Raw genomic sequence first — 23,313 nt, 5'->3', positions numbered from 1 at the left:
ACGCTGTACTAATTGCGTACATAAATCACTTCCACATCGTAATCATCATCGTCCCAGTCGTCGTCATGTTGATTTTTCTCATGCCATTCGTCTTCATGGCTTAAAGAAGAGTCCAAACCGGCTTCAAGGCGCAATAACGATAACAAGTGATACATATCGGCCGGAATAGGTGCTTCAAATGATACGGTTTCTTGAGTAACCGGATGAATAAAACTCAAACGATAAGCATGAAGTGCCTGCCGGTTTAAATTACGGACGGCTTCTTTGATATTATCCGCACAAGGATGGCGCGGATTTCCGTAAACCGGATCGCCGGCCAAAGGATGATTGGCTTCGCGCATGTGAACACGGATTTGATGGGTACGCCCAGTTTCCAAAGTACATTCGATATAGCTGTGTGCCGCATAACGTTCCAGCACTTTCACATGGGTAATCGCCGGTTTGCCGCCGAATTTAACCACCGCCATTTTCAGGCGGTTGTGCGGATCACGGCCGATTAGGGTTTCGATTTTACCGTCGAAAGGCACAATTCCGTCGGCAACCGCACGATAAATACGTTTAACCGTACGCTCTTGAAGTTGTTGCACCAAAGAATTTTGTGCGGGTAATGTTTTAGCCACCACCATTAAACCGCTGGTGTCTTTATCCAAACGATGCACAATACCGGCACGCGGAATCTGGCTTAATTCGGGGGCATGAGCCAATAGGCCGTTGAGCAAGGTGCCGGTCCAATTGCCGGCAGCCGGATGAACCACCAAACCGGCGGGTTTGTTTAAAACAATAACGGTATCGTCTTCATAAACGATATCCAAATCCATAGCTTCCGGCGTGAACGCTAAATTTTCTTCACTCGGACGCACCGTTACCGCAAGATATTCACCGCCTATCAGTTTATCTTTCGGTTGGGCGGTTTTTTCATTTACCGTAACCGCGCCTTCTTTTATCCAAGCGGTTAAACGGCTGCGCGAATAATCGGGCAGCAATTTGGCCAGTGCCGCATCCAAGCGCATACCCGCCAAATCGAGGGGAACAGTTAAATTAATGCAAGTTTCTGCATTTGGGGCTGCCGCAAATGGCAAATCATCGTTATAATCGGTTTCGTTGTCAAAGGAAATATTCTGCATGAAAAAAATTCTTTTAGTAATCTCATTAGGTTTGGCATTGGCCGGCTGCGCCGGCACCAATGGCACAATTGATAAAGACGCGCAAATCACTCAGGATTGGACAGTTGAAAGACTGTATGCCGAGGCGCACGACGAGCTCAACAGTAACAATTATACGCGAGCCATCAAGTTATACGAAATTTTGGAATCCCGCTTCCCTAACGGTCGCTATGCCCAACAAGCCCAACTTGATACTGCCTACGCCTATTATAAAGACGACGAGCCGGAAAAAGCACTCGCTGCCGTTCAGCGTTTCCAACGTATCCATCCGCAACACCCCAATATGGATTATGCCTTATATCTTAAGGGTTTGATTTTATTTAATGAAGATCAGTCTTTCTTAAACAAATTGGCTTCTCAAGATTGGTCGGATCGCGATCCGAAGGCCAACCGTGATGCCTATCAGGCATTCTCACAATTAATCGAGCTTTACCCAAACAGCCGATACACACCGGATGCAACCGAACGCATGACCAAACTGGTAGATGCTTTGGGTGGTAATGAAATAGCCATTGCACGATACTATATGAACCGCGGTGCTTATCTGGCAGCCGCCAACCGCGCTCAAAAAATTGTCGAGCGTTATCAGAATACCCGCTTTGTTGAAGAATCACTGGCGATTATGGAAGCTTCTTATCGCAAACTGAATAAACCTCAGTTGGCTGATGATACCCGCCGGATTTTGGCACAAAACTTCCCTAATAGCCCCTATCTGCAAAATAAATGGGAAAACACTAGTATCCCATGGTGGCGTTATTGGAAATAAACATCCAAAGGCTATGAAATAATGAAATCTACAAACACTGAATTTATATGCAAATTCAGTGTTTTTTTATTTACATAAGGCTCACCATTAAATAACTTTTGAAATGGGTTTATGAATATAAATAATCTGTTATCTCATATATTTTAGGCCATCTGAAAGATTTCAGACGGCCTAAAATACTTATGGTTATGATGAAATGGCTAATCCTTTTTTAATATCTCTATCATATTTTTATAATGTTTCTGAATTTAATCTTTCCTCCTGTCATCTTCTTTCATCATCAAATATTGCTTTTAGAAGTCATATTTTTTCATTCTGTTTATTGTTATTTTTCAAAATCATTATCATCTAAATGTAATATTCACATATATTATCACATTGCCATTTGGCTTAAAATAATCCCACTTAAATAAAAACAATCACTCTTGAATTGATATAAATTAGAATAAAAACACCAATTCCATCAGGTACTTATGCTATTTTCATTTTATGAATAATAGTTAATTACGATGGCATGGTATTTCACAATAAATCTTACTTTTGGGAGTGTCAAATTATGACTTACGGTTATTATTCTCATAGTCAATCACATAGTTATGGCAAAGGTGGTTATGGCGGCTATGGTCATTATGGCTACGGCAATCATCATGGCCACCACCACAACCATTATGGTTGGGGTGGCCACTCATCCAATAGCCATCATGGAGGAAAGGGTACATGGGTTATCTATTGCGGGGTGAAGGTTTTTGTTCCGGACTGCCCACCCGCAAAACCTTATCCGAAACCGGATCCTCAACCGGATCCTAAGCCCGATCCTAAGCCCGATCCTAAACCCGATCCTAAACCCGATCCTAAACCCGATCCTAAGCCCGATCCTAAACCCGATCCTAAACCCGATCCTAAACCCGATCCTAAACCCGATCCTAAACCCGATCCTAAACCCGATCCTAAACCCGATCCCAAACCAGATCCTAAGCCCGACCCTAAGGACGATGAAGATCAAGACTGCAATGATTGCAAAGATTCGGATCAAAACCCCGACAACCATTTTGGCAGCAAAGACCTCAACCCGGGCAATATAACCAGAGGTCATGCTGATGAAGAAGGCATCCTTCACGGTACGGATAAAAAAGACACCTTATACGGTACGGAAAACAATGATGTTATCCATGCGGAAGACGGCCCTGATGTTATATATGGCGGCGATGGTAACGACATTATTTATGGCGATAACCGTGGTGACACCTTATACGGACAAGATGGTGACGATAAACTGTATGGCGGCCAAGGCAATGACTATCTGAATGGCGGCTTTGGTGATGATATTATGGCCGGCAACGATGGCAATGATATTTATTATGTTCAACAACCCGGCGATCAGGTGATTGAAAAAGCCGGCGAAGGCATTGATACCGTACGCACGGAAATCGACTACACCCTGACCGATAACGTTGAAAACCTGATTCTGATGGGTCTAAACAACCTTGACGGTACAGGCAACAGCCTTGACAACGTTATTACCGGCAATGGCGGTGACAACTGTCTGCAAGGTTTGGATGGCGATGATACGCTGTACGGCAAAGGTGGTAACGATACCTTAGACGGTGGTGAAGGCGATGATTATCTGGACGGCGGCACCGGTTGCGATACTTATGTCTTTGATCTTTGCTATGGCAACGATACGATTTGCGACTATGATCAAGACACAAGCAATACCGATGTGTTGCAATTCGGCGAAGGCATTAAAGCCAGCGATCTGACTTTCTCGCGTGTCGGCACCGATTTGCAAATCCATGCCAACGATGAAGACAGCATCACCGTAGCCAATTGGTTTAAAGACAGTGCCTACCGCATCGAAGAGTTTGTGTTTACCGAAAGCGACACCACTTGGGACAGCGCTGCTATCGATAAAGCCATCGGTAGCTACGGTGTGGACAGCACGGCCTATGCAGCGACGGCACAAGATCAAATCCAGCAACAAACCCAAACACAAGGTATTTTATAATCACTTGATTGCCAGGGTTTAAAAACAAGCCGTCTGAAACTTTCAGACGGCTTGTTTATATTATAGGGCGGATACACCGATAACACTATTAAACACTTTTATTTAAACAACAAAAATATATCAATCCAACAACAAAGCATCATCGGTAACTTTTTCGCCGCGGGTTTGCTCAAATAAATTGAGTAAATCGGGTACATCCATACCGGCGCGTTGTTCACCGGATACATCCAACACCACTTTACCCTGATGCAGCATAACGGTACGGCTGCCATGATCAAGCGCTTGGCGCATGGAATGCGTCACCATCATAGCGGTTAGCTTGTTTTCTTGAATGATTTGATCAGTCAGTTCCAAAACAAAAGCCGCAGTTTTCGGGTCGAGTGCTGCCGTATGTTCATCAAGCAGTAGGATTTTGCTGGGCTGCAAACTGGCCATTAATAAGCTGACTGCCTGCCGTTGGCCGCCTGAAAGCAAACCGATACGGTCTGATAAACGGTTTTCCAAACCAAGTTTCAAAACCGAAAGCTTTTCGCGGAATAATTCCCGATTATCTTTATTTAATGCAAAGCCCAAACCCCGTTTGCGACCGCGCGAATAAGCCAGCGCCATATTCTCTTCAATACTGAGCGCTTCGCAGGTTCCGGCCAACGGATCTTGGAATACACGGGCAACCAGATGGGCACGTTTATGCGCAGGTAATTTGGTGACGTCTTTCCCATCGATATGAACACTACCGCTATCCACTATCAAATCGCCGCTGATAGCATTGAGAAATGTGGATTTCCCCGCCCCGTTACTCCCGATAACCGTCACGAACTCACCATCACGAATATGCAGGCTCATACCGCGCATGGCGGGATTTTCAATCGGCGTGCCCGCATTAAATGTTACCTTTAAATTATCTGCGCGCATCATGATGTTTGTTTCCTCTTTAAAGCACGTTTTATGATTGGCAAACGCAAAGCAATCACAACCAATATGGCAGTAATCAGATTTAAATCGGTTGGTCGCACGCCGATACTTTGTAAAAACGCATTGCCCAATGCAAACGAAATCAGCAAGCGGTAGACAATCGCGCCGATAATGGCCGATAAAGTAATGAAAACAATGCGCTTACTGCTTAAAAGGTTTTCACCGATAATCACCGCCGCCAAACCGATCACAATAGTACCGATACCGCTGGCCAAATCGGCTCCGCCCGTTGTTTGGGCAAATAATGCCCCGCCCAAAGCAATCAGGCCGTTTGAAATCGCCATGCCCAACACAATCATCTTAGAGGTTGCCACGCCCTGAGATTTGGCCATACGCGCATTCACACCGGTTGCACGCATCGCCAAACCGGTTTTGGTATTGAAAAACCAGTCTAACAATAATTTTGCAACAACCACAAAACCGGCAATAATCAAGGGCTGTACCCAAAATTGATTGCTGTAATCATCTGCCACAAAAGAAGAAAACACGCTCGGCGCGTTAATGAGAGGTAGATTGGGTGTACCGCCGGTAATACGCAGGTTCACCGAATACAAGGCCACCATCACCAAAATACTGGCCAAGAGCGGCAAAATTTTAAGCGAAACATTCAGCCATGCCGTTACCACGCCCGCACACGCACCGGCTGCCGCACCGGCCAAACAGGCCAGCCAAGGGTTCATACCCGAACCCACACATACGGCAAACACCACGGCACCTAAAGGGAAACTGCCGTCGGCCGTTAAATCGGGAAAATCGAGAATGCGGAAAGAAATCAACACGCCTAGCGCTACCAGCGCATAAATCAGGCCTGCTTCAATGCCGCCGAAAAAAGCAATTAAGCTCATACTAGCTTTCTATTTATTGATTTTATTGAAATAGAGATTACAACCAAAGGCCGTCTGAAAAATCAAAGCCAAGCGGTTGAAAAGCAATCAGCCAACCCGAAGGCCGGCCAATGCTGTTTATTCAGAAAAGTTTGTTTATTCAAAAACTTCTTTGGCTTCCGCCACCAATGCGTCTGGAAGCACGATGCCTTGTGCGGCAGCATTTTTCTTACTGAGCAACAAATCCAAATTTTCCATACGGGCAGACGGAATTTCACCGGCTTTCGTACCGTTTAAAATTTGCACGGCCAGCTCGCCTGTTTTCTTACCCAAATCGTGATAATTCACCCCCAAAGCGGCGACGGCACCGCGTTTTACCGAATCGGTATCAGATGCAATCAGAGGAATTTTCATTTCACTGGCGGCTTTCGCCATGGATTCATATGAAGATACAACATTGTTATCCAATGAAGTATAAATCAAATCTACTTTACCGTTTAAGCTGCGGGCGGCTGTTAACACATCGGAGGAACGTTGTGCAGGCGCAGCCACCAGATTAATGCCTTGCGGCTCCAGTTGCGATTTCAGCTGCTCCAATACAATAGTCGAATTCACTTCGCCGGGGCTGTAAACATAACCCACGTTTTTCACCGTCGGCACAATTTTTTTCATGAGTTCAATTTGCGGCGCAAGCGGCAATTCATCGGAAACGCCGGTCACATTGGTATTCGATGCATCCATATTCGGCACCAATTTAGCCTCTACCGGATCGGTTACCGCCGCATAAACCACCGGAATGGTTTTAGTGGTCGCCACAACAGATTGGGCACTCGGCGTAGCAATGGCCACAATCACATCGGGATTATCGCCGGCAAACTTTTTGGCAATCTGAGCCGCATTAGCAGTACTGCCTTGCGCACTTTGAAAGTCAACCGTCAGGTTTTTACCTTCTTCAAAACCTTTCTCTTTTAATTCTTCAATCACCCCTTCACGCACCGAATCCAAAGCCGGATGCTCGACAATCGCAGTAATCGCCACCCGTTTGCTACCTTCTGCCGCAGCAGTGTTTTCCGATTGGGTTTCCGACGGCGAACAAGCGGCGAGAAGCAGAGCAGCAATGGTTCCTAAAACATATTTGGCAGTGTTGGGGTGTTTCATGAATCGTTCCTTCTTAAAAAATAAGCATGTTAAAATACAGCAATTGTGCAATATTATTTTAATTTGTTTAAAAAATCATTGTTCCGGCTAGAAGATTGTGTTGTTACGCCCTATCAATATCAGTATAAAATTCTAGTTTTCGCATCAAAACTGGTTTTTAAAATCTTATTTAAATTTATTTTTATAATTAAAATTTAAATCAATTATAATATTACAAAAAAAGTGGTTATCTTAACCACCACCCTATTCGCCGCCAAATACGGCTGTCCTATTATTATTTCACACCACACACCATGACCGAAATCTTCCCCCAAAATCCCCAATACCGCATTGTTGAAATTTTTGAAAGCCTGCAAGGCGAAGGCTATAACACCGGCATGCCCGCGATTTTTATCCGCTTGGGCAAATGCAACCTTGCCTGCCCTTGGTGCGATACCGATTATCTGACCTTTACCATGATGAGCCTGAACGATATCTTAGGCCGTCTGAAACAATATACCGCCCGCAATATTATTATTACCGGCGGCGAACCAACCATACAGCCCCATCTTCATACCCTACTGAATGCACTGAAAGCCGAAGGCTATAAACTCTGCATGGAAACCAACGGCTTAAACCCTGCCCCGTTGCAAATTGATTTTGTCGCCACCAGCCCCAAAGCTCGCTATGCCGACAAATATCAGAAACAATGTATTGAAAAAGCCGATGAAGTGCGTATTGTCGTCGATGGCGATATCTTGGCATTTTGCGAACAAATGGAAAATAAAATTACCGCCAAGCATTATTATCTTTCACCCTGCGAAGAAAATGGTGTCATGAACATTCATGACACCATCCGCCAAATAGGTATTTTAAACAGCCGCCCTCATGCGCCGGTGCATTGGCAATTAAGCGTACAAACACATAAATGGGCAGGCATTGAATAAATTTTGAATTAAGAACGAATTAATCGGAATAGCTTGGATTTATCCGTTTAAACAAATGTAATCTTACCTACTCTTAGTGTGATGCCGATTATCTGGCTTAGTCTAAGCGATATATTTTAGGCCATTTGAAAAATACACTAAAGCCTGCCATACCAACAAATATTAGAAACGTCGCCGTGTTTATGGGTTTCCTTTGATTACATTAAAATCATGGTTTTTGTCTACTCATACCTTGAAACACCAGAATCTGAGCCATTGTCTAGAAAAAAACCAACATAGACTAATCTATGTTGGTTTAAATACTTTATTTACTTTCTAAGCTATTAAATTCATCTATTATATTTTTAATATAAAGTGCACCTAGTGATATATGTGTATGACCTGGATATTTTACTAAAGTGGCTTTGCCACCATTCTTATTGTAAGTATTTACAGCAACTTCTGCATTATTATCATATGGTACTAATTCATCATTATCACCATGATGTACAAAAATAGGAGCCTTAGGTTTCCAACCTACTACTAAATCACTTTTTAAAGCTTGATTTAGCATATGCTGATAGGTTTCTTTATCTAAGTTCTTAAACACTTCTTTTGTGATATTTGTCTTTCGTTTATTAAGTACGTCTAAATCATTTTTTACAGGAATATCGAAAATCAATTCATTTGCTACAGGATGATTGCTAAACTTATTGTATGCATAATAAACCCAAGCTAAATAATCCAGACTTTCAGTATTCATTTCTTCGCTAAGTAAAGGCATAAATATTAATGCGTATTTGAAAGTATCAGCCACCCGGAGTGGGCCAGACATTTCCGCATTGGCCAGTACTTTTATTTTGTCGTTATATTTACTTTCGATAAGTTTTTGTGTTGCCGTAGAAACAGCACCACCTTCTGACCATCCGTATAAGCCTACTTTTTCATTTAAATCTATGCTATGTTTCTTTGCAAATTCACGAGTTGCCAAGATCATGTCTACAGATTCTTTAGCTAATTCAGGATTTACGCTATATGGATGTTCTAAATTTGAGGCTATTCCATAGCCAGCATAATCAGGCATACTAACTAGATAACCATTAGATGCCAACATATTTCCGTACATTCTTGTTTCATAATTTGACTTAGGTGCATGAGGAGCCTTTCCATCATAAAGAGAGGGAGCATCTTCACTTCCCCAACCAGACTCCGCAGGATATGGATAAAGTGAACCATGGTGATATTGTAGTTGTGTAATTTTGTCTGCACGCTTTGGAATCATAATCATGCCTGAAAGATTTACAACCTTGCCATTGTAATCGGAAGTATAAACTATCTTATATAGATCAATATCATATTTAGGAACATCTGATATATTGCCTTCTAATTTATTCTGTTCGGGTAAAAAGTCATTAACTTGATCTTTTGTCAATGTTGTAACATGAGTTTCACTTATTAGATGCCCACGCTCTGCAATATTTTTATTTGTTTCTGCAATAAACGCTCCTCTCATAAAGAACTTGTATCCTATTAAACTATATACTATAGAGATAGCTATCAATAAAATTACTGAAATCCCCAGTAAAATTATTTTTCTTTTGCTATTAATCCCTTTTTTCTTTTCAGCCATAAAATTTTCCTTCTTGATTTACATTTTGATTGATTTTTTTAATATTTAAAAAAAGATTATTTTCCTTCATATAAAAAATATACTCAACATTCATTAATACTTTGGGATGGCAATAAGCATAATGTATTGAGAAAAAGACAATAATTGGCAATTAAGTGTACAAACACATAAATAGGCAGGCATTGAATAAATTTTGAATTAAGAATGGATTAATCGGAATAGCGTGGATTTATCCGTTCTCTATCGGTTCATCAAATAAATCCACATCAAACAAATCAGGCTCTGTCATACGCATAGCACTATCGATTTCAATGGGTTCGATAACCGTACAGCAACACGGCAGAATTTCATTCGGGCCGATAAACGCCAAAGGAAATTCTTGATACGAAACCTTGCCCGATAACAGTTTCACCCTGCATGAGCCGCAATAACCGCTGCGGCATTGGTATTCCACCTCATGCCCGGTACGCTCCAACCCCTCCAAAAGCGTTTCGCCCTCTTGGAGTTCAAAAGTTTTATGACGGGTTGTAATCAAAGGCATAACCGGTTTCCCATACCGCTTTACACGGCAAATCTTTCAACTATTTTGCTTTTGCTAATTATTAGCCCAATAACTTTCAGACGGCCTATTCAGCCAAAATCATTATGGTTAAAAAATCAGAAATAAATAGGCCGTCTGAAACGGGTATTCATAATTTCAGACGGCCTGTTTTATACACTCAATCCCGCATGTTTACAATTCAAAATCACCCAAATCATCGGCGCTGACTTCCGCATCAATTTGGCCGATAAGATAAGAACTGATTTCCACTTCCTGCGGTGCCACCTGAACATTATCGGATGACAACCAAGCATTAATCCACGGAATCGGATTTTGGCTGGCGCCATCGAAAGCAGGCTGCAAACCAACGGCAATCATGCGCAGATTGGTGATATATTCGACATATTGGCCGAGAATCTCTTTATTCAGTCCGATCATCGAACCGTCTTTAAACAGATAAGCCGCCCATTCTTTTTCCTGCATGGCCGCTTTTTTAAACAAATCGAAACATTCCTGCTCCAATTCGGCAGCGATTTCCGCCATTTCCGGATCATCCGCACCGCTGCGCATGAGATTCAACATGTGTTGGGTACCTGTTAGATGCAAGGCTTCGTCGCGGGCAATCAGTTTGATAATTTTGGCATTGCCTTCCATTAATTCGCGTTCGGCAAAAGCAAACGAACAGGCAAAAGAAACATAGAAACGAATCGCTTCCAATACATTCACGCACATCAGGCACAAATAAAGTTTCTTTTTCAACTCGCGTTTGTCGACCACCACGGTTTTATTGCCAACCTGATGTTTACCCTCGCCCAATAAATTATAGTATTGGGTATATTCGATTAAATCATCGTAATAGCAGGCAATATCTTCCGTCCGCGCGGCAATATGTTCATTTTCGACAATGTCATCAAACACTATCGAAGGATTATTCACAATATTGCGGATAATATGGGTATAACTGCGCGAATGGATGGTTTCGGAAAAAGACCACGTTTCAATCCAAGTTTCCAATTCGGGAATCGACACCAACGGCAACAATGCCACATTCGGGCTACGCCCTTGAATCGAATCCAGCAAAGTTTGGTATTTCAGATTACTGATGAAAATATGTTTTTCATGGTCGGGCAGGTTTTGGTAGTCGACACGGTCGCGTGAAACATCAACCTCTTCCGGCCGCCAGAAAAACGACAATTGTTTTTCAATCAGCTTTTCAAAAATCTCATATTTTTGCTGATCATAACGCGCCACATTCACCGGCTGACCGAAAAACATCGGTTCGGTCAGCGCATTGTTTTTGGCTTTGCTGAATGTGCTGTAGGACATGACTAAGTGTTCGCAGGACATGGTAGTTCTCTAAATAAATTAATTAGTTATATTTTAAATTGAAATATAAAATAAATTGCCATAACTTAAATTGTATTGTGCAACTTATGTGGCATAAACGGTTACATATGTAAAACCGCTTGCCTTGGTCTGATACTTCAGTATAATTCTATGCCAACAACTCCCCCAACTTTGCCAACCCATGTGGTTGGAACAACAAGGTTGGGGGCTTTCTTTTTTTTATTGCCATAGCAACCATTCTTTTGGTTTAATGGTCATTCCCATTTGCTCTAACGTTACCGCTTGGTTTTCAACCTGTGGAAACTCCCCTAATACCTCTAAAAAGCGATGCCCCCAACTTGAATTCGGGCAGATAATATCAAGCATCCGCTTCATCAAACAAAAATAGACAAATACTCGATTTACAGGTAACGATTGCCATTCAGGATCACGCAAACCTTTCAAACTGGCTTTAATCGTAATATCCCTATTCCATAAACGACTGTGATGCGCGGATACATTACGGATAAGGTTAAAAGCATGCAAATGCGTTTGAAGATGTTTACCATCTTGTAGTCGGTACATATTGGCAATCTTATTCTTATCGCCAATCTTCATTCCTTTGTAAAGCATCGACATCGTACCAAAATCCCATATTTCACATGCAACCCAAATGGGAAGATCTCCATAATGATCTAGATGATGTTTAACGAAGCTATTTTTGCTTTCGCGCTCAATTAATCTATTGTATTTTTCAACCCATGCCAAACAATTGGAACCGGAATTAAAATACTGTTGATCTCGATGAGCCAGCGGGGAATATTGCCCCAATGTGTATGCTATATTGACCCTCAATGCAATTTCGATTCTTTCCAAAGCATCCAATGCTAATTGCCGTAATTTCTTATCGAACATATATAAGCTCTTAACATCTTCGAAATGGCTATCAACGATAAAATCATCTAATCTGCGTTTAGAATTTTTCGGATCAATTTGGCGGAATGGATAAAGGTAACCACTTAAACGATAATATCCAATGGTTCTTAAATACCCTAAAGCTTTTTTCTCATCTCCAATCTGCAAGCCCCTACTTTTTAAAATATCCAACTGCTCCTCATAAGTTTTCCAATTCTTAAGGGCTTTGGTTTGATTACTTGGCATAATCCACTTTCCTTTTGAAGTAGGTTTGCTAGGCATCAAATCTTACAAGCCCCACCGGCGCAGTTATCATCTTGGAAATCGGCTTGGGTATCATCCGCACCGTCGCGGGTATTGTGGTAATACAGGGTTTTCAAACCAAATTTATAAGCGGTGAGCAAATCTTTTAAAAGCTGTTTCATCGGTACTTTGCCGCCCTCAAAACGTTGCGGGTCGTAGCTGGTATTTGCGGAAATGGCCTGATCGACAAATTTCTGCATAATGCCGACCAATTTCAAATAGCCGTCGTTAGAAGGCATCTGCCACAATAATTCGTATTGATCTTTCAGGCGTTCGAATTCGGGTACCACCTGTCTCAAAATACCGTCTTTAGATGCTTTAACCGATACCAGGCCGCGCGGGGGTTCGATGCCGTTGGTCGCATTGGCAATCTGCGAGCTGGTTTCAGACGGCATCAGGGCGGTTAAAGTGGAATTGCGCAGGCCGTATTTCACAATATCGGCACGCAGGCTTTCCCAATCCAGATGCAACGGCTCTTTACAAATCGTATCCAAATCTTTTTTATAGGTATCAATCGGCAGTTTGCCTTGTGAATACGTGGTTTCGTTAAATAACCGGCAGGCACCGAATTCTTTGGCTAGTTCCACCGATGCTTTCAATAAGTAATACTGAATGGCTTCAAACGTGCGATGGGTTAAAGGAATCGCGGAATCATCGCTGTATTTCACGCCGTTTTTAGCCAGATAGTAGGCATAATTGATCACCCCGATGCCGAGTGTGCGGCGGTTCATCGTGGCAATTTTGGCGGCTTTTACCGGATAATCCTGATAATCCAATAAGGCATCCAGTGCGCGGACGGCCAAATCGGCCAAGCCTTCCAATTCGTCCAAACTTTCCAATGCACCCAAGTTAAAGGCCGATAAGGTACATAACGCGATTTCGCCGTTTTCATCGTTAATATCGTTTAACGGTTTGGTCGGCAGTGCGATTTCCAAGCATAGGTTGGATTGGCGGACAGGGGCGACTTTGGGGTCGAACGGGCTATGCGTATTGGAATGGTCGACATTCTGAATATAAATACGCCCGGTACCGGCACGCTCTTGCATCAGCAGGGAAAATAATTCTGTTGCCGGTACGCTGCGTTTGCGGATATTCGGGTCTTGCTCGTATTGGGTATACAAACGCTCAAATTCGTCTTGGTCGGCAAAAAACGCATCATATAGGCCGGGCACTTCATGCGGTGAGAATAAGGAAATATTGCCGCCTTTAATCAAACGGGTATACAGCAGGCGGTTGATTTGCACGCCGTAATCCAAATGGCGGACACGGTTTTCTTCTACGCCGCGGTTGTTTTTCAATACCAACAGGCTTTCTACTTCGATATGCCAAAGCGGATAAAACAGTGTGGCCGCACCACCGCGTACACCGCCTTGCGAACAAGACTTAACGGCCGCCTGAAACATTTTGAAAAAGGGAATACAGCCCGTATGTTGGGCTTCGCCGCCACGGATTTCACTACCCAGCCCGCGGATACGGCCGGCATTGATACCGATACCGGCACGTTGGGAAACATATTTCACAATGGCGCTGGTAGTGGCGTTGATAGAATCCAAACTATCATCACACTCAATCAGCACGCAGCTTGAGAATTGGCGGGTCGGTGTACGCACGCCGCTCATAATCGGGGTGGGCAATGAAATTTTGAAAGTGGAAACGGCATCGTAGAAGCGTTTTACATAGCTCAGACGGGTTTCTTTGGGATATTTGGCAAACAGACACATGGCCACCAAAATATATAGAAACTGCGGGGTTTCATAAATCTGATGGGTAACACGGTTTTGAACCAGATATTTGCCTTCTAATTGTTTAACGGCGGCATAAGAAAACGTCATATCGCGATTGTGGTCGATATAATCGTTTAATTCGTCGAATTCTTCGCGGTTGTAATCAGACAGAATATGGCTGTCGTATTTGCCTGATTCGGTGAGTTTGGAAACATGGTCAAACAGGTGCGGCGGTTCAAATTCGCCATATGCAATTTTGCGCAAATGGAAAATAGCCAAACGGGCGGCCAGATATTGGTAGTCGGGTGTATCTTGGGAAATTAAATCGGCGGCCGCTTTAATAATGGTTTCATGAATATCTTCGGTACGGATGCCGTTATAGAATTGAATGTGTGATTTTAATTCGACTTGAGAAACGGAAACATTGTCCAAACCTTCCGCTGCCCAAGTGATGACCCGGTGGATTTTATCAAGATTTATCGGTTCCAAACGGCCGTCGCGTTTGGTGACTTGTAGGTTGCTTGAAGCGTTCATCTATTTCTTCCCAAAAATTTCATAAAACACAAGATACGGTAGTACCCCGACCAACGGAACACAATATACTGTATTTTTTATCGCGCTTCCAGTCTTGACAAAACCGCTAAAAAGTAATCTTTTTCATCCGGTAACCGCCCAAACAAAGAAGCCATACGTTTATCTTTGGTTGCTTTAAATTATCAGGGAAAAAGTTTGCAGACATAAAACAAGACTTTGCATAAATAGCAAAGCCGCTAATCGTCAAAAAGAGCGACATAAAATAAACTGTCGCCAATGCAGTGTCACACGCGGCCTGCTATCAAAAATTATCCGACCTTTTAAAATGTAAATTTATGTTAAATAAAGATGTATATGATACAGTCTTACCCATTCGTATCGAAGGCCGTCTGAATAACTTCAGACGGCCTTCGATAAATCCATTTATTTGCTTTTTCTAAGCCAAATTCATAACGACATTTTAAATCGCTACTTATAACAACGGGCTCATCAAGCGTACGGTATTTTCCACCAGCCCCCACCACTTCGAGCGTTTCTGCCATTTTTTAATGCTGACATAACGGCATTGGGCAAGATATTGTTGTTGTAATGCGCTCACTTCGGCAGTCATTTTCTGATCATAAATTGCCAAACTGATTTCCAAGTTTAAGAAAAAGCTGCGCATATCCATATTCACCGTGCCGAACAGCGTATAGCCGTCATCCACCGTCATGGTTTTGGCATGCAGCAACCCGCCTTCAAACAAGGCGATTTTTACGCCCGCACGCAATAAAACCGGATAATAAGCCTGAGATGCATAGCGTACCATCAACGAATCGACTTTGGCCGGCAATATCAGCGTCACATCCACCCCGCGCTTGGCCGCTGTTGTTAAGGCCATTAATAAAGGTTCGTCGGGCACAAAATAAGGCGAGGTAATCACCAGTTTTTGCGTAGCCGCATGAATAGCGCTGATAATGGTTTCGTAAATAATACGCTCGGTCTGGCTGGGAGCAGACGGAATCACTTGCGCCACAATATCTTGCGTTTGCGACGACTCCGGCACAATTTCTTGAATATCTTTAATATAACGTTTGAGATATTGTTGTACTTCGGTGAGATTTTCATCGTTTTCAACTGCCACATCGGCATAGAATACGGCCGCCATTTCCAAAACCATCGGGCCGGTACAGCGCATCATCACATCCACCCACTGCCCCACCCCTGAATTTTGTTTGAAAAACTTGGGATCAACCAAGTTATAGCTGCCGGTATAGCCTATTTTCTCATCAATAAGCAATAACTTACGGTGATTTCTCAAATCACTGCGGGTAAATAGCGTTCTCAGCGGGCCCACCGGCAGCGCGATGTGTACTTCCACGCCTTCGGTACGCAACAAATCAACCCATTCGCTTTTAAAAAAAGCATGGCTGCCAACCGCATCGGCCAAAATAATACAATCCACCCCCCGCTTGGCGGCACGGATAACGGCATTCAAAACTTCTTTGATTCTGCCTTGCGGGTCAATAATATAAAACGCCAGCAAACATGATTTTCGGGCGGCTTCAATATCCGCCAGCATGGCCGACACAATTTCATCGGTTGTAGCCAGCAGGTTCATATGATTATTTTTGGTGACATCCAAGCCCACGGAATCCGTAGCCACTTTGGCGATACCGAGATAATGCGTGGAAATTCTATCGGCACCATCCCAGCCCATATCACTCAGATATTGGTCTGCAAAGTCACTATAAAAGCGGTTCATTTCATCCGAGCGTTTGGCGCGGGCACTGCCTAAGCGCGGCTCGCCCAATATCAGATAAGCCACCACGCCCAATAGTGGAAACGCAAACAAAACAATCAGCCAGGCAAAAGCCGACCCTGTGTTACGTTGTTTGTACAATACCCGCACCGCACAAGCCAATACTACGGCCGTATGCAGGTAAATCAAAAGCTGAGCCCAAGGAATATCCATATTCATCATTTTTATAGGTGGTGAAAAGTATCGAAAACAATCGGCCGATTTTTAAAAGCATCAACATCAACAAAACACAAACTTTTAAAATACGATATTAAGCCATCTGAAATACTCTAAAGCTTAACGGTAAGTGTACCTGAAATCAGCGTTTGTATAATAAAAAAAGTAAAATTATCAGGTTTCACAACCAAATCACACGTTTTAAAACACATTAAATATTACAAAAATCAAAGGCCGTCTGAAACAATCTTTCAGACGGCCTATACAAATAACCCAATATCAAAAACAGTAATCACGCATCAATTTTTACCAACCAACCGTAGCGGTCTTCAGTTAAACCATATTGGATATCAGTAATGGCTTTGCGCAAGGCAAGGCCTTTTTCTTGGTTTTTTACTTCAATTTCCTGCCCGTCAATCACAAAAGCCGTTACCGAAGAAATCACAGCTGCCGTACCGGTAAGAATCGCTTCGGCACCGTTGTTTTCAACCGCATCACGCAATTCGTCAACCGTGAAATTGCGTTCACTAATCTGATAACCCATATCGGCAGCCATTTTCAACATCGAATCACGGGTAACACCGTGTAAGAATTCATCGGTTAACGGTTTGGTAATAATCTCATTACCGTTAATCAGCGCGAAATTGGAAGCACCGGTTTCCTGAACATCGCCGTTCGGGCAGAACAATACCTGATGCGCACCATAATCATTGCGCGCTTTAACTGTCCAAGGCAGGGCGGAAGCATAGTTACCACCGCATTTCACACGGCCCATATGCGGCGCACAACGCATATGTTCGGTTTCCACCAATAATTTCATCGGCGCACCGGCTTTAAAATAATCGCCGACGGGGGAAGCCAAAATATACAGTATGGCAGAATCAGACCCCACACCTGCTTTGCCGATAACCGGATCGGTACCGACAAGTGTCGGGCGTACATACAAAGAGCCGGGCGCATCGGGAATATCATCGGCCGCACGCGCCACCAGCTCAACCAATGCACGATGAAAAGCTTCGGCATCCGGAACAGGCAAATTCAATAAACGGGCACTTTGCTGCATACGGGCAATATTCGCATCAGGGCGGAACAATACAATGCTGTCGTCTTTCTGGCGGAACGCTTTCAATCCCTCAAAACACTCGCTACCATAATGCAAGGCATGTGATCCGGGGCTTAACTCAATTGCTTTGGTATCCTGCCAACGCACATTCTGCCATGCGCCATTTTCAAAAACCAATACCGGCATATCTTTATGAAAAACACTGCCGAAAACGGCTGGAGCTTCTCTTCCCATAATAACAATCCCAAGATGAATAAAAAAATATCAAAATACTCCCTGCCTGCAAAGTTTGCAAGCATTTCTCTATCAAACAAACAAAATAAACCGAATCATAATATGATGTTTAAAAATCTAAAGGCCGTCTGAATATTTTTCAGACGGCCTTCATCTTAAAAAACCAAATATATTATTTCTTCATAAAGAGAACATAATAAACGTATTTTATTGGGCGGAATGATATTGGCGCGATAATTCGTGTACGGTATCTACCAATAATTTGGCATGTTCCGGATCGGTATGTTGATTAATGCCGTGCCCCAAATTAAACACATGCCCGCTACCCTCACCATAAGCCGCTAAAATCCGCGCTGCCTCACTGCGTATACTTTCCGGCGTACCGAATAAGGCAAACGGATCAAAATTACCTTGCAAGGCCACTTTATCCCCCACCCTACGGCGTGCTTCGCCAATATTGCACGACCAATCCAAACCCAATGCATCCGCACCGGTTTGCGCCATTTTTTCCAGCCATAAACCGCCGCCTTTGGTAAACAGGATAACCGGCACACGGCGGCCCTCGTGTTCGCGCTTGAGGCCGTCTGTAATCTGTTTCATATAGCGTAGGCTGAATGCTTCAAAAGCCGCATCACTCAACACGCCGCCCCAAGTATCAAAAATCTGTACCGCTTGGGCACCGGCTTCGATTTGGGCATTTAAATAAGCGGTTACCGCCTGCGCATTGGTATCTAAAATCTTATGCAGCAAATCGGGGCGTGAATACATCATGCCCTTAATGGTGCGAAACTCTTTACTGCTACTGCCTTCCACCATATAGCAGGCCAAGGTAAACGGGCTGCCTGAAAAGCCGATAAGCGGCACCCTTCCGTTTAAAGCGCGGCGAATAGAAGAAACAGCATCGAAAACATATTGCAATTCTGCCATATCGGGCACGACCAATTTGGCAATGTCCGCCTCATGTTGTAGCGCACGCTCGAATTTAGGGCCTTCGCCTTCCGAAAAATACAAACCCAAACCCATCGCATCAGGTACAGTCAGAATATCGGAAAATAAAATCGCCGCATCCAAATCAAAACGATCCAGCGGCTGTATGGTCACTTCGGTGGCCAAATCCGTGTTTTTACATAATTCCAAAAAGCTGCCGGCTTGGGCACGGGTTGCTTTATATTCGGGCAGATAACGGCCTGCCTGCCGCATCATCCAGATGGGTGTGTATTCGACAGGTTGTTTTAATAATGCCCGCAAAAAAGTATCATTTTGTAGTGAATTCATTTTAAGCTTTCGGTTTCGGTCCGTTTATCAATATAAGGCCGTCTGAAACAGTTTCAGACGGCCTGTCCGGTTAAAGTTTACCGATGTTGGGATTATTTGTTTTCCAATAAGGGCACTAAATCTTCATCATCTTCAACCACGTTTTCCAACACCAGCTTACGCTGCACTTCGGCTTTATCCGGCTGGCCGGATTCGTCAAACACTTTTGCCAATGCCAAGCGTGCCGATATTTCGGGGTGTAACGCAATGCTGGCTTCCAAATAGCCTTGGGCTTTGCCCCATAGCTGTTTATCGTAGGCCAACTGCCCCAAGTGCATCAACAGGCGCGGATCTTCCGGATTTATTTTCAACCAGCCGTCTGCCATATCAATGGCTTTACGTTGTTCCCGATCACTCAGAAAGCGCACACTTTCAACAAAAGGTTGCAATAATTCGATTTGGTGGGTTTTCGGATAATAATTGGCCACCCATTTGACCGCCTGACTATACAAGCCCAAACGCTCGTATTTTTTGGCAATGGCCACACACAATTCACCTGTTTTCAAGTTATCGGGAATCTTTTTCAGGCAGGTTTTCAAACCGCTTTGATCGGAAGCCAAATCCAATAGGCGGCGATAAGCCCAGTTTTGATATTGTTGGGCTTCATAATCGTTAATCGCACCGGCTTTTACCAATTTGTTAGATTTATCCAAAACCTCAAGGGCATTGCCTTTATCAAAAGCATAACGCAATTGCAGGCGCACCAAACGGGTAAGGCTGGCATTAATCTGCGCAGCGGCATTAAGATGGTTTTCCGCAACCGGATAATCGCGTCGGCTAAGTGCAGATTCTGCCAACAATAAATGGCGGGAAAGCTGCTGCTTGGCCGGCAATGATTCGATATCTTTTAAATAACGGTCGCGCAGTTCGATATCATCCATTTGATCGGCGGCATGCGCACCCAACATCAATGCCAAAGTACGGTTATCACCGGCTTCTTTATTGGCCAATACTTTGGCCGCTTCCTGCTCGGCTTTTTGAAATTTGCCTTCAAAGAAAGCCAAACCGGCACTATTCAAAGCATGAGTGGCTTTACGGCCTTTGCGGGCGGTACCGAAACGTTGCATACGGCCGGGAATATTCAAGATGCCGGCAATCAGACGTACCAATAAATACAGCACCACCACCAATACAATTAAACCGACAACAAAAGCATGCAGGTTGATGCGCAACATCATTTGTTCGGCAACCACATACACATTGCCGCTATAAGTGCCGGCAGCCATCGCCAATCCGACTGCGGCAGCGAATAAAATAATAATCCAAATCAAAGCTTTCATGCACGTTCCCCTTTCACTGTTGCAGCAGGAGAAGAAGCCGGTTTGCTTTCACGGGGTACGGTTGTCGGCTTGGCAGCATTCGATTCTTCTTCGGTTTTCGGCCTCAAGGTTGAAGGCGAAGTCGGTGCTACGGGTGTCGGTTCGGATGCGGTAGCGGGTGCGCCGTTAGGTGCGGAAGCTTGCGCCGCCGGTGCGGAAGCTGCGGAAGCGGCAGATGGGGCAGATGCCGCCGAGTCGGATGCCGAAGTTACCGGCTCGGAAGCAGCTTCGGGCAGAGCAACGGTACGGTTCGGGCGGACGCTATCCTGATAATGGCGCACGGCATTCAGGCTGTTTTTCAAAACATCATCGGAAACAGCCTGTAAATCCAATGCTTTCAATGCCGCCAATTCTTGCAGCCAAGATTGTGTGGCAGGCGACTCGGTATCGAAATACTGTTTGGCGGCCGTTTCAATCATATTTAAATCGTTGAGATAAACTTCGCCATTGTTTTTCAATAAAGCCGTGCGGGCATCAAGCAGACGCAGGCGTAGGTTTTCACGCATAAAATACACTTGATCGGGGGCAATCAGCATGGCATCGTTGTTTTCCAAACGACGCACTTCCACCATGCCTTTTAATGTTGCCAGCGTTTTCTGCCATGCATCCTGCCACCAAGGCAGATTGGCTGCCGGCGCGGTGGCAGGTGCGGCGGCGGTATTGCCCGGTTGCAACGTACCGTCTACCATTAACGGCAGGCCGGACAAAGTGGTTTCCAAACGGTCCAAACGCAAGGCCACACCGGAAACATCAATATATTCACGGTTTTTCAAAGCACCCAAATCATTACTTACCGCTTGTTTGATCGGCAGCAGTTCGGGTTGGTTGAAACGGCTCAAGCGGGTTTCGATATTTTCCAGCACATTAATGGCAACCGGTACGTTTCCGGTGAGTATCAATTGTTGCTCGGCCAGATTCAACATGGTTTCAACTTCATCCACCAACCAGTCGGCGCGGCCTTTTAATAATTCCTGATACCCGCGATTGGCTGCAGCAAGGCCTTCGGCATTTTGTTTTTGTGCGGCGGCCAATTGGTCTAAAGCGGCTTGCGTTTGCGCCTGTTTGGTGAGGTTTTCTTGCAGCAACGAAGCATTTTGCGACTCACCCAATGCGGCTTTATCTATCTTATTATTGAAATCCAGCTCTTGCGATTTCAACAGATTCTGACCTTGTACAAACACAAACCCGCCCGCACCGAGTGCGATGAGGGATATCACCAAAGCAACAACCGAAATGGCCCTGCCGGACGATTGTTTGATCACAACGGGGGCGGCGGGGGTAACGAGAGATTGGGGATTTTTTGATTCGGGCATAAGATTTCCTGTCGGTTCCGGATTATTCGGGGCGGCGGCGGCAAAGCCTGTTTTCTCTTCGGGCGAACTGTTTTTGCCCTTGTCGGCGTTAGCATTATTATTTTTCAAGCTGTTTTTTTCACCGGATTGGCTATCGGTGGTTTCAGACGGCCTAACCGTTCCGTCTTGAGAAACAACCAGCATCTGTTTCGATGAATCCTGACTGCTTTGAGATGTATCTGGTGTTTCTTCGGGGGGATTCGCTTTGTTTTCGCTCATGCTTCACTCCGTCTCATTTTTCGATTCTTCTTTTACATACAGTGCATTAACACTTCTTTATCCAACCGTTGCACCATCTTGATATTATGTACCCCTGCATTACGCAAAACCTCGGCAATACGCGGGTGATGGGTGAAGTATAGCAAGGTTCTTAACGATTCGGCTATTCCCTCGGGCACGCAGTCAAATAAAATACGCACGGCTTCTGTCGATGTAATATAGGCGGCCTGCGGTTTGACTGCTTTGAACAACGCCCAATCGGGGCTTATCGGCCGTCTGAAATACACTTCGGCTGTTTCTACTTCAAACCCGCGTTTCAGCAACCCCTTTTTTAAAAAATCACGCCCGCCATGACCGCAGATAATCAATACTTTCGCAGCAGGTGGTAACTTCTGCCAGATATCTAAAGCCAATAAAGCTTCACTGTCGTTTCCTGCTGCCGGACAAATAACCTCACCCCGATAAAAAGCCGCCAACGCCTGTTTGCTGGCCTCGCCGACGGTCAATTGAACAGGGCCGTCTGAAACAAATTCAATATAAGGTGCCGCGATTTCGATGGCACTCGGACTCACCCAAAAAACTGCGTCTGCTTTTTGAAAACGCTCATTTAATTGGTGCAGCGCCTGCTCTTCCGGTTCTATACGCGTCAAACTAAACGGAACGGCCTGCCAGCCGGCCGCCTCACACTCGGCCGCATCGGCGGCAATACGGGCTTGCGGACGCATAATCAAGATAACGGGCATAAGTTTAAGACGGCCTTTCTTTATAATATGGTTCGGTTTCTACTATAAAACTTTGGTTATTGCCAAACAACCGTTTCAGACGGCCTTTATCTTACAAAAATTCGGCACGGGGTGAGAAGCATAAAAATCTATCATAATCATCCTGAAATTTTTTCATGATTACATCCTGTTTCCAATAACACGATTCATTGTATTATGATACGGATTGTTAACAAAAAAACACACGGATTGTTGACAAAAATAGTGGTTATATTGAAATATCCACATGCCTTTTAATGATATTTCCCATTGAAAAACAATCGAAATTACATTAAATTAGCCCTTTATTCATCCTTATGTTCGAACA

The 23,313-nt window shown here is 44.2% G+C and carries 18 protein-coding genes; 3 read left to right on the top strand and 15 right to left on the bottom strand.

Going from position 1 to position 23,313, the window contains the following annotated elements; genetic code table 11:
* Positions 1 to 8 precede the first annotated feature (8 nt).
* Positions 9 to 1,124: a 23S rRNA pseudouridine(1911/1915/1917) synthase RluD gene (rluD, locus tag NXS09_RS04910; protein WP_259291446.1), complete on the bottom strand. Its 1,116-nt coding sequence runs from the start codon at positions 1,122 to 1,124 to the stop codon at positions 9 to 11.
* Between rluD and NXS09_RS04905 the strand changes: the two genes are divergently transcribed.
* Positions 1,123 to 1,929, top strand: coding sequence for an outer membrane protein assembly factor BamD (locus tag NXS09_RS04905; RefSeq protein WP_259291445.1), 807 nt, complete (start codon positions 1,123 to 1,125; stop codon positions 1,927 to 1,929). The two genes, rluD and NXS09_RS04905, sit on opposite strands and share 2 nt — an antisense overlap.
* Before the next feature lie 556 nt (positions 1,930 to 2,485).
* Positions 2,486 to 3,934, top strand: coding sequence for a calcium-binding protein (locus NXS09_RS04900; RefSeq protein ID WP_259291444.1), 1,449 nt, complete (start codon positions 2,486 to 2,488; stop codon positions 3,932 to 3,934).
* A 120-nt stretch (positions 3,935 to 4,054) separates the two neighbouring features.
* On the opposite strand, the gene NXS09_RS04895 is transcribed toward NXS09_RS04900, so the two are convergent.
* From NXS09_RS04895 to NXS09_RS04885, 3 genes are all read right to left on the bottom strand, one after another.
* On the bottom strand, positions 4,055 to 4,849 hold the full coding sequence (locus NXS09_RS04895; protein ID WP_259291443.1) for an ABC transporter ATP-binding protein: 795 nt from the start codon (positions 4,847 to 4,849) through the stop codon (positions 4,055 to 4,057).
* Complete coding sequence (locus NXS09_RS04890) at positions 4,846 to 5,751, bottom strand: ABC transporter permease (RefSeq protein WP_259291442.1); 906 nt, start codon at positions 5,749 to 5,751, stop codon at positions 4,846 to 4,848. Before NXS09_RS04890 ends, NXS09_RS04895 begins: the two co-directional genes overlap by 4 nt.
* 135 nt (positions 5,752 to 5,886) lie before the next feature.
* Complete coding sequence (locus tag NXS09_RS04885) at positions 5,887 to 6,888, bottom strand: ABC transporter substrate-binding protein (RefSeq protein ID WP_259291441.1); 1,002 nt, start codon at positions 6,886 to 6,888, stop codon at positions 5,887 to 5,889.
* A 293-nt stretch (positions 6,889 to 7,181) separates the two neighbouring features.
* Here NXS09_RS04885 and NXS09_RS04880 point away from each other — a divergent pair, with 293 nt between their 5' ends.
* Positions 7,182 to 7,814: a 7-carboxy-7-deazaguanine synthase QueE gene (locus NXS09_RS04880; protein ID WP_259291440.1), complete on the top strand. Its 633-nt coding sequence runs from the start codon at positions 7,182 to 7,184 to the stop codon at positions 7,812 to 7,814.
* 304 nt (positions 7,815 to 8,118) lie between these two features.
* Here the strand turns inward: NXS09_RS04880 and NXS09_RS04875 are convergent, their stop codons facing one another.
* The 11 genes from NXS09_RS04875 to NXS09_RS04825 all read right to left on the bottom strand — a co-directional run bounded on the left by NXS09_RS04875 (position 8,119) and on the right by NXS09_RS04825 (position 22,967).
* Positions 8,119 to 9,423, bottom strand: a complete 1,305-nt coding sequence (locus tag NXS09_RS04875; protein WP_259291439.1) for an alpha/beta hydrolase family protein — start codon at positions 9,421 to 9,423, stop codon at positions 8,119 to 8,121.
* Positions 9,424 to 9,652: 229 nt separating this feature from the next.
* Positions 9,653 to 9,964: a class I ribonucleotide reductase maintenance protein YfaE gene (gene yfaE / locus NXS09_RS04870; RefSeq protein ID WP_259291438.1), complete on the bottom strand. Its 312-nt coding sequence runs from the start codon at positions 9,962 to 9,964 to the stop codon at positions 9,653 to 9,655.
* Positions 9,965 to 10,156: 192 nt separating this feature from the next.
* Entirely contained in the window at positions 10,157 to 11,290 is a 1,134-nt protein-coding gene (gene nrdB / locus NXS09_RS04865; RefSeq protein ID WP_259291642.1) for a class Ia ribonucleoside-diphosphate reductase subunit beta, read from the bottom strand.
* 240 nt (positions 11,291 to 11,530) lie between these two features.
* Complete coding sequence (locus tag NXS09_RS04860; RefSeq protein WP_259291437.1) at positions 11,531 to 12,451, bottom strand: Abi family protein; 921 nt, start codon at positions 12,449 to 12,451, stop codon at positions 11,531 to 11,533.
* A gap of 35 nt (positions 12,452 to 12,486) precedes the next feature.
* The gene (nrdA, locus tag NXS09_RS04855) at positions 12,487 to 14,766 is read right to left on the bottom strand and encodes a class 1a ribonucleoside-diphosphate reductase subunit alpha (protein ID WP_259291436.1); all 2,280 of its coding nucleotides are present in this window, start codon (positions 14,764 to 14,766) and stop codon (positions 12,487 to 12,489) included.
* Positions 14,767 to 15,238: 472 nt separating this feature from the next.
* Positions 15,239 to 16,720 carry a cardiolipin synthase gene (cls, locus tag NXS09_RS04850; RefSeq protein WP_434803007.1) on the bottom strand — a complete coding sequence of 494 codons (1,482 nt, stop codon included), beginning with the start codon at positions 16,718 to 16,720 and terminating at the stop codon, positions 15,239 to 15,241.
* Between the two features lie 295 nt (positions 16,721 to 17,015).
* Entirely contained in the window at positions 17,016 to 18,020 is a 1,005-nt protein-coding gene (gene ilvE, locus NXS09_RS04845; RefSeq protein ID WP_259291435.1) for a branched-chain-amino-acid transaminase, read from the bottom strand.
* 207 nt (positions 18,021 to 18,227) lie between these two features.
* Positions 18,228 to 19,295 (bottom strand): uroporphyrinogen decarboxylase, encoded by a 1,068-nt coding sequence (hemE, locus tag NXS09_RS04840; RefSeq protein ID WP_259291434.1) that lies wholly within the window; start codon positions 19,293 to 19,295, stop codon positions 18,228 to 18,230.
* 92 nt (positions 19,296 to 19,387) lie between these two features.
* Entirely contained in the window at positions 19,388 to 20,614 is a 1,227-nt protein-coding gene (locus tag NXS09_RS04835; protein ID WP_259291433.1) for a heme biosynthesis HemY N-terminal domain-containing protein, read from the bottom strand.
* Positions 20,611 to 21,966 (bottom strand): uroporphyrinogen-III C-methyltransferase, encoded by a 1,356-nt coding sequence (locus tag NXS09_RS04830; protein WP_259291640.1) that lies wholly within the window; start codon positions 21,964 to 21,966, stop codon positions 20,611 to 20,613. Before NXS09_RS04830 ends, NXS09_RS04835 begins: the two co-directional genes overlap by 4 nt.
* A gap of 290 nt (positions 21,967 to 22,256) precedes the next feature.
* A complete protein-coding gene (locus NXS09_RS04825) occupies positions 22,257 to 22,967 on the bottom strand; it encodes a uroporphyrinogen-III synthase (protein ID WP_259291432.1) in 711 nt (236 codons plus the stop codon).
* Positions 22,968 to 23,313: the final 346 nt, after the last annotated feature.

Source organism: Neisseria montereyensis, from assembly GCF_024834045.1.
Classification (GTDB): Bacteria; Pseudomonadota; Gammaproteobacteria; order Burkholderiales; family Neisseriaceae; genus Neisseria; species Neisseria montereyensis.
The sequence above is the reverse complement of the archived record's forward strand: the minus strand, read 5'-3'. Positions and strand labels throughout refer to the sequence as shown.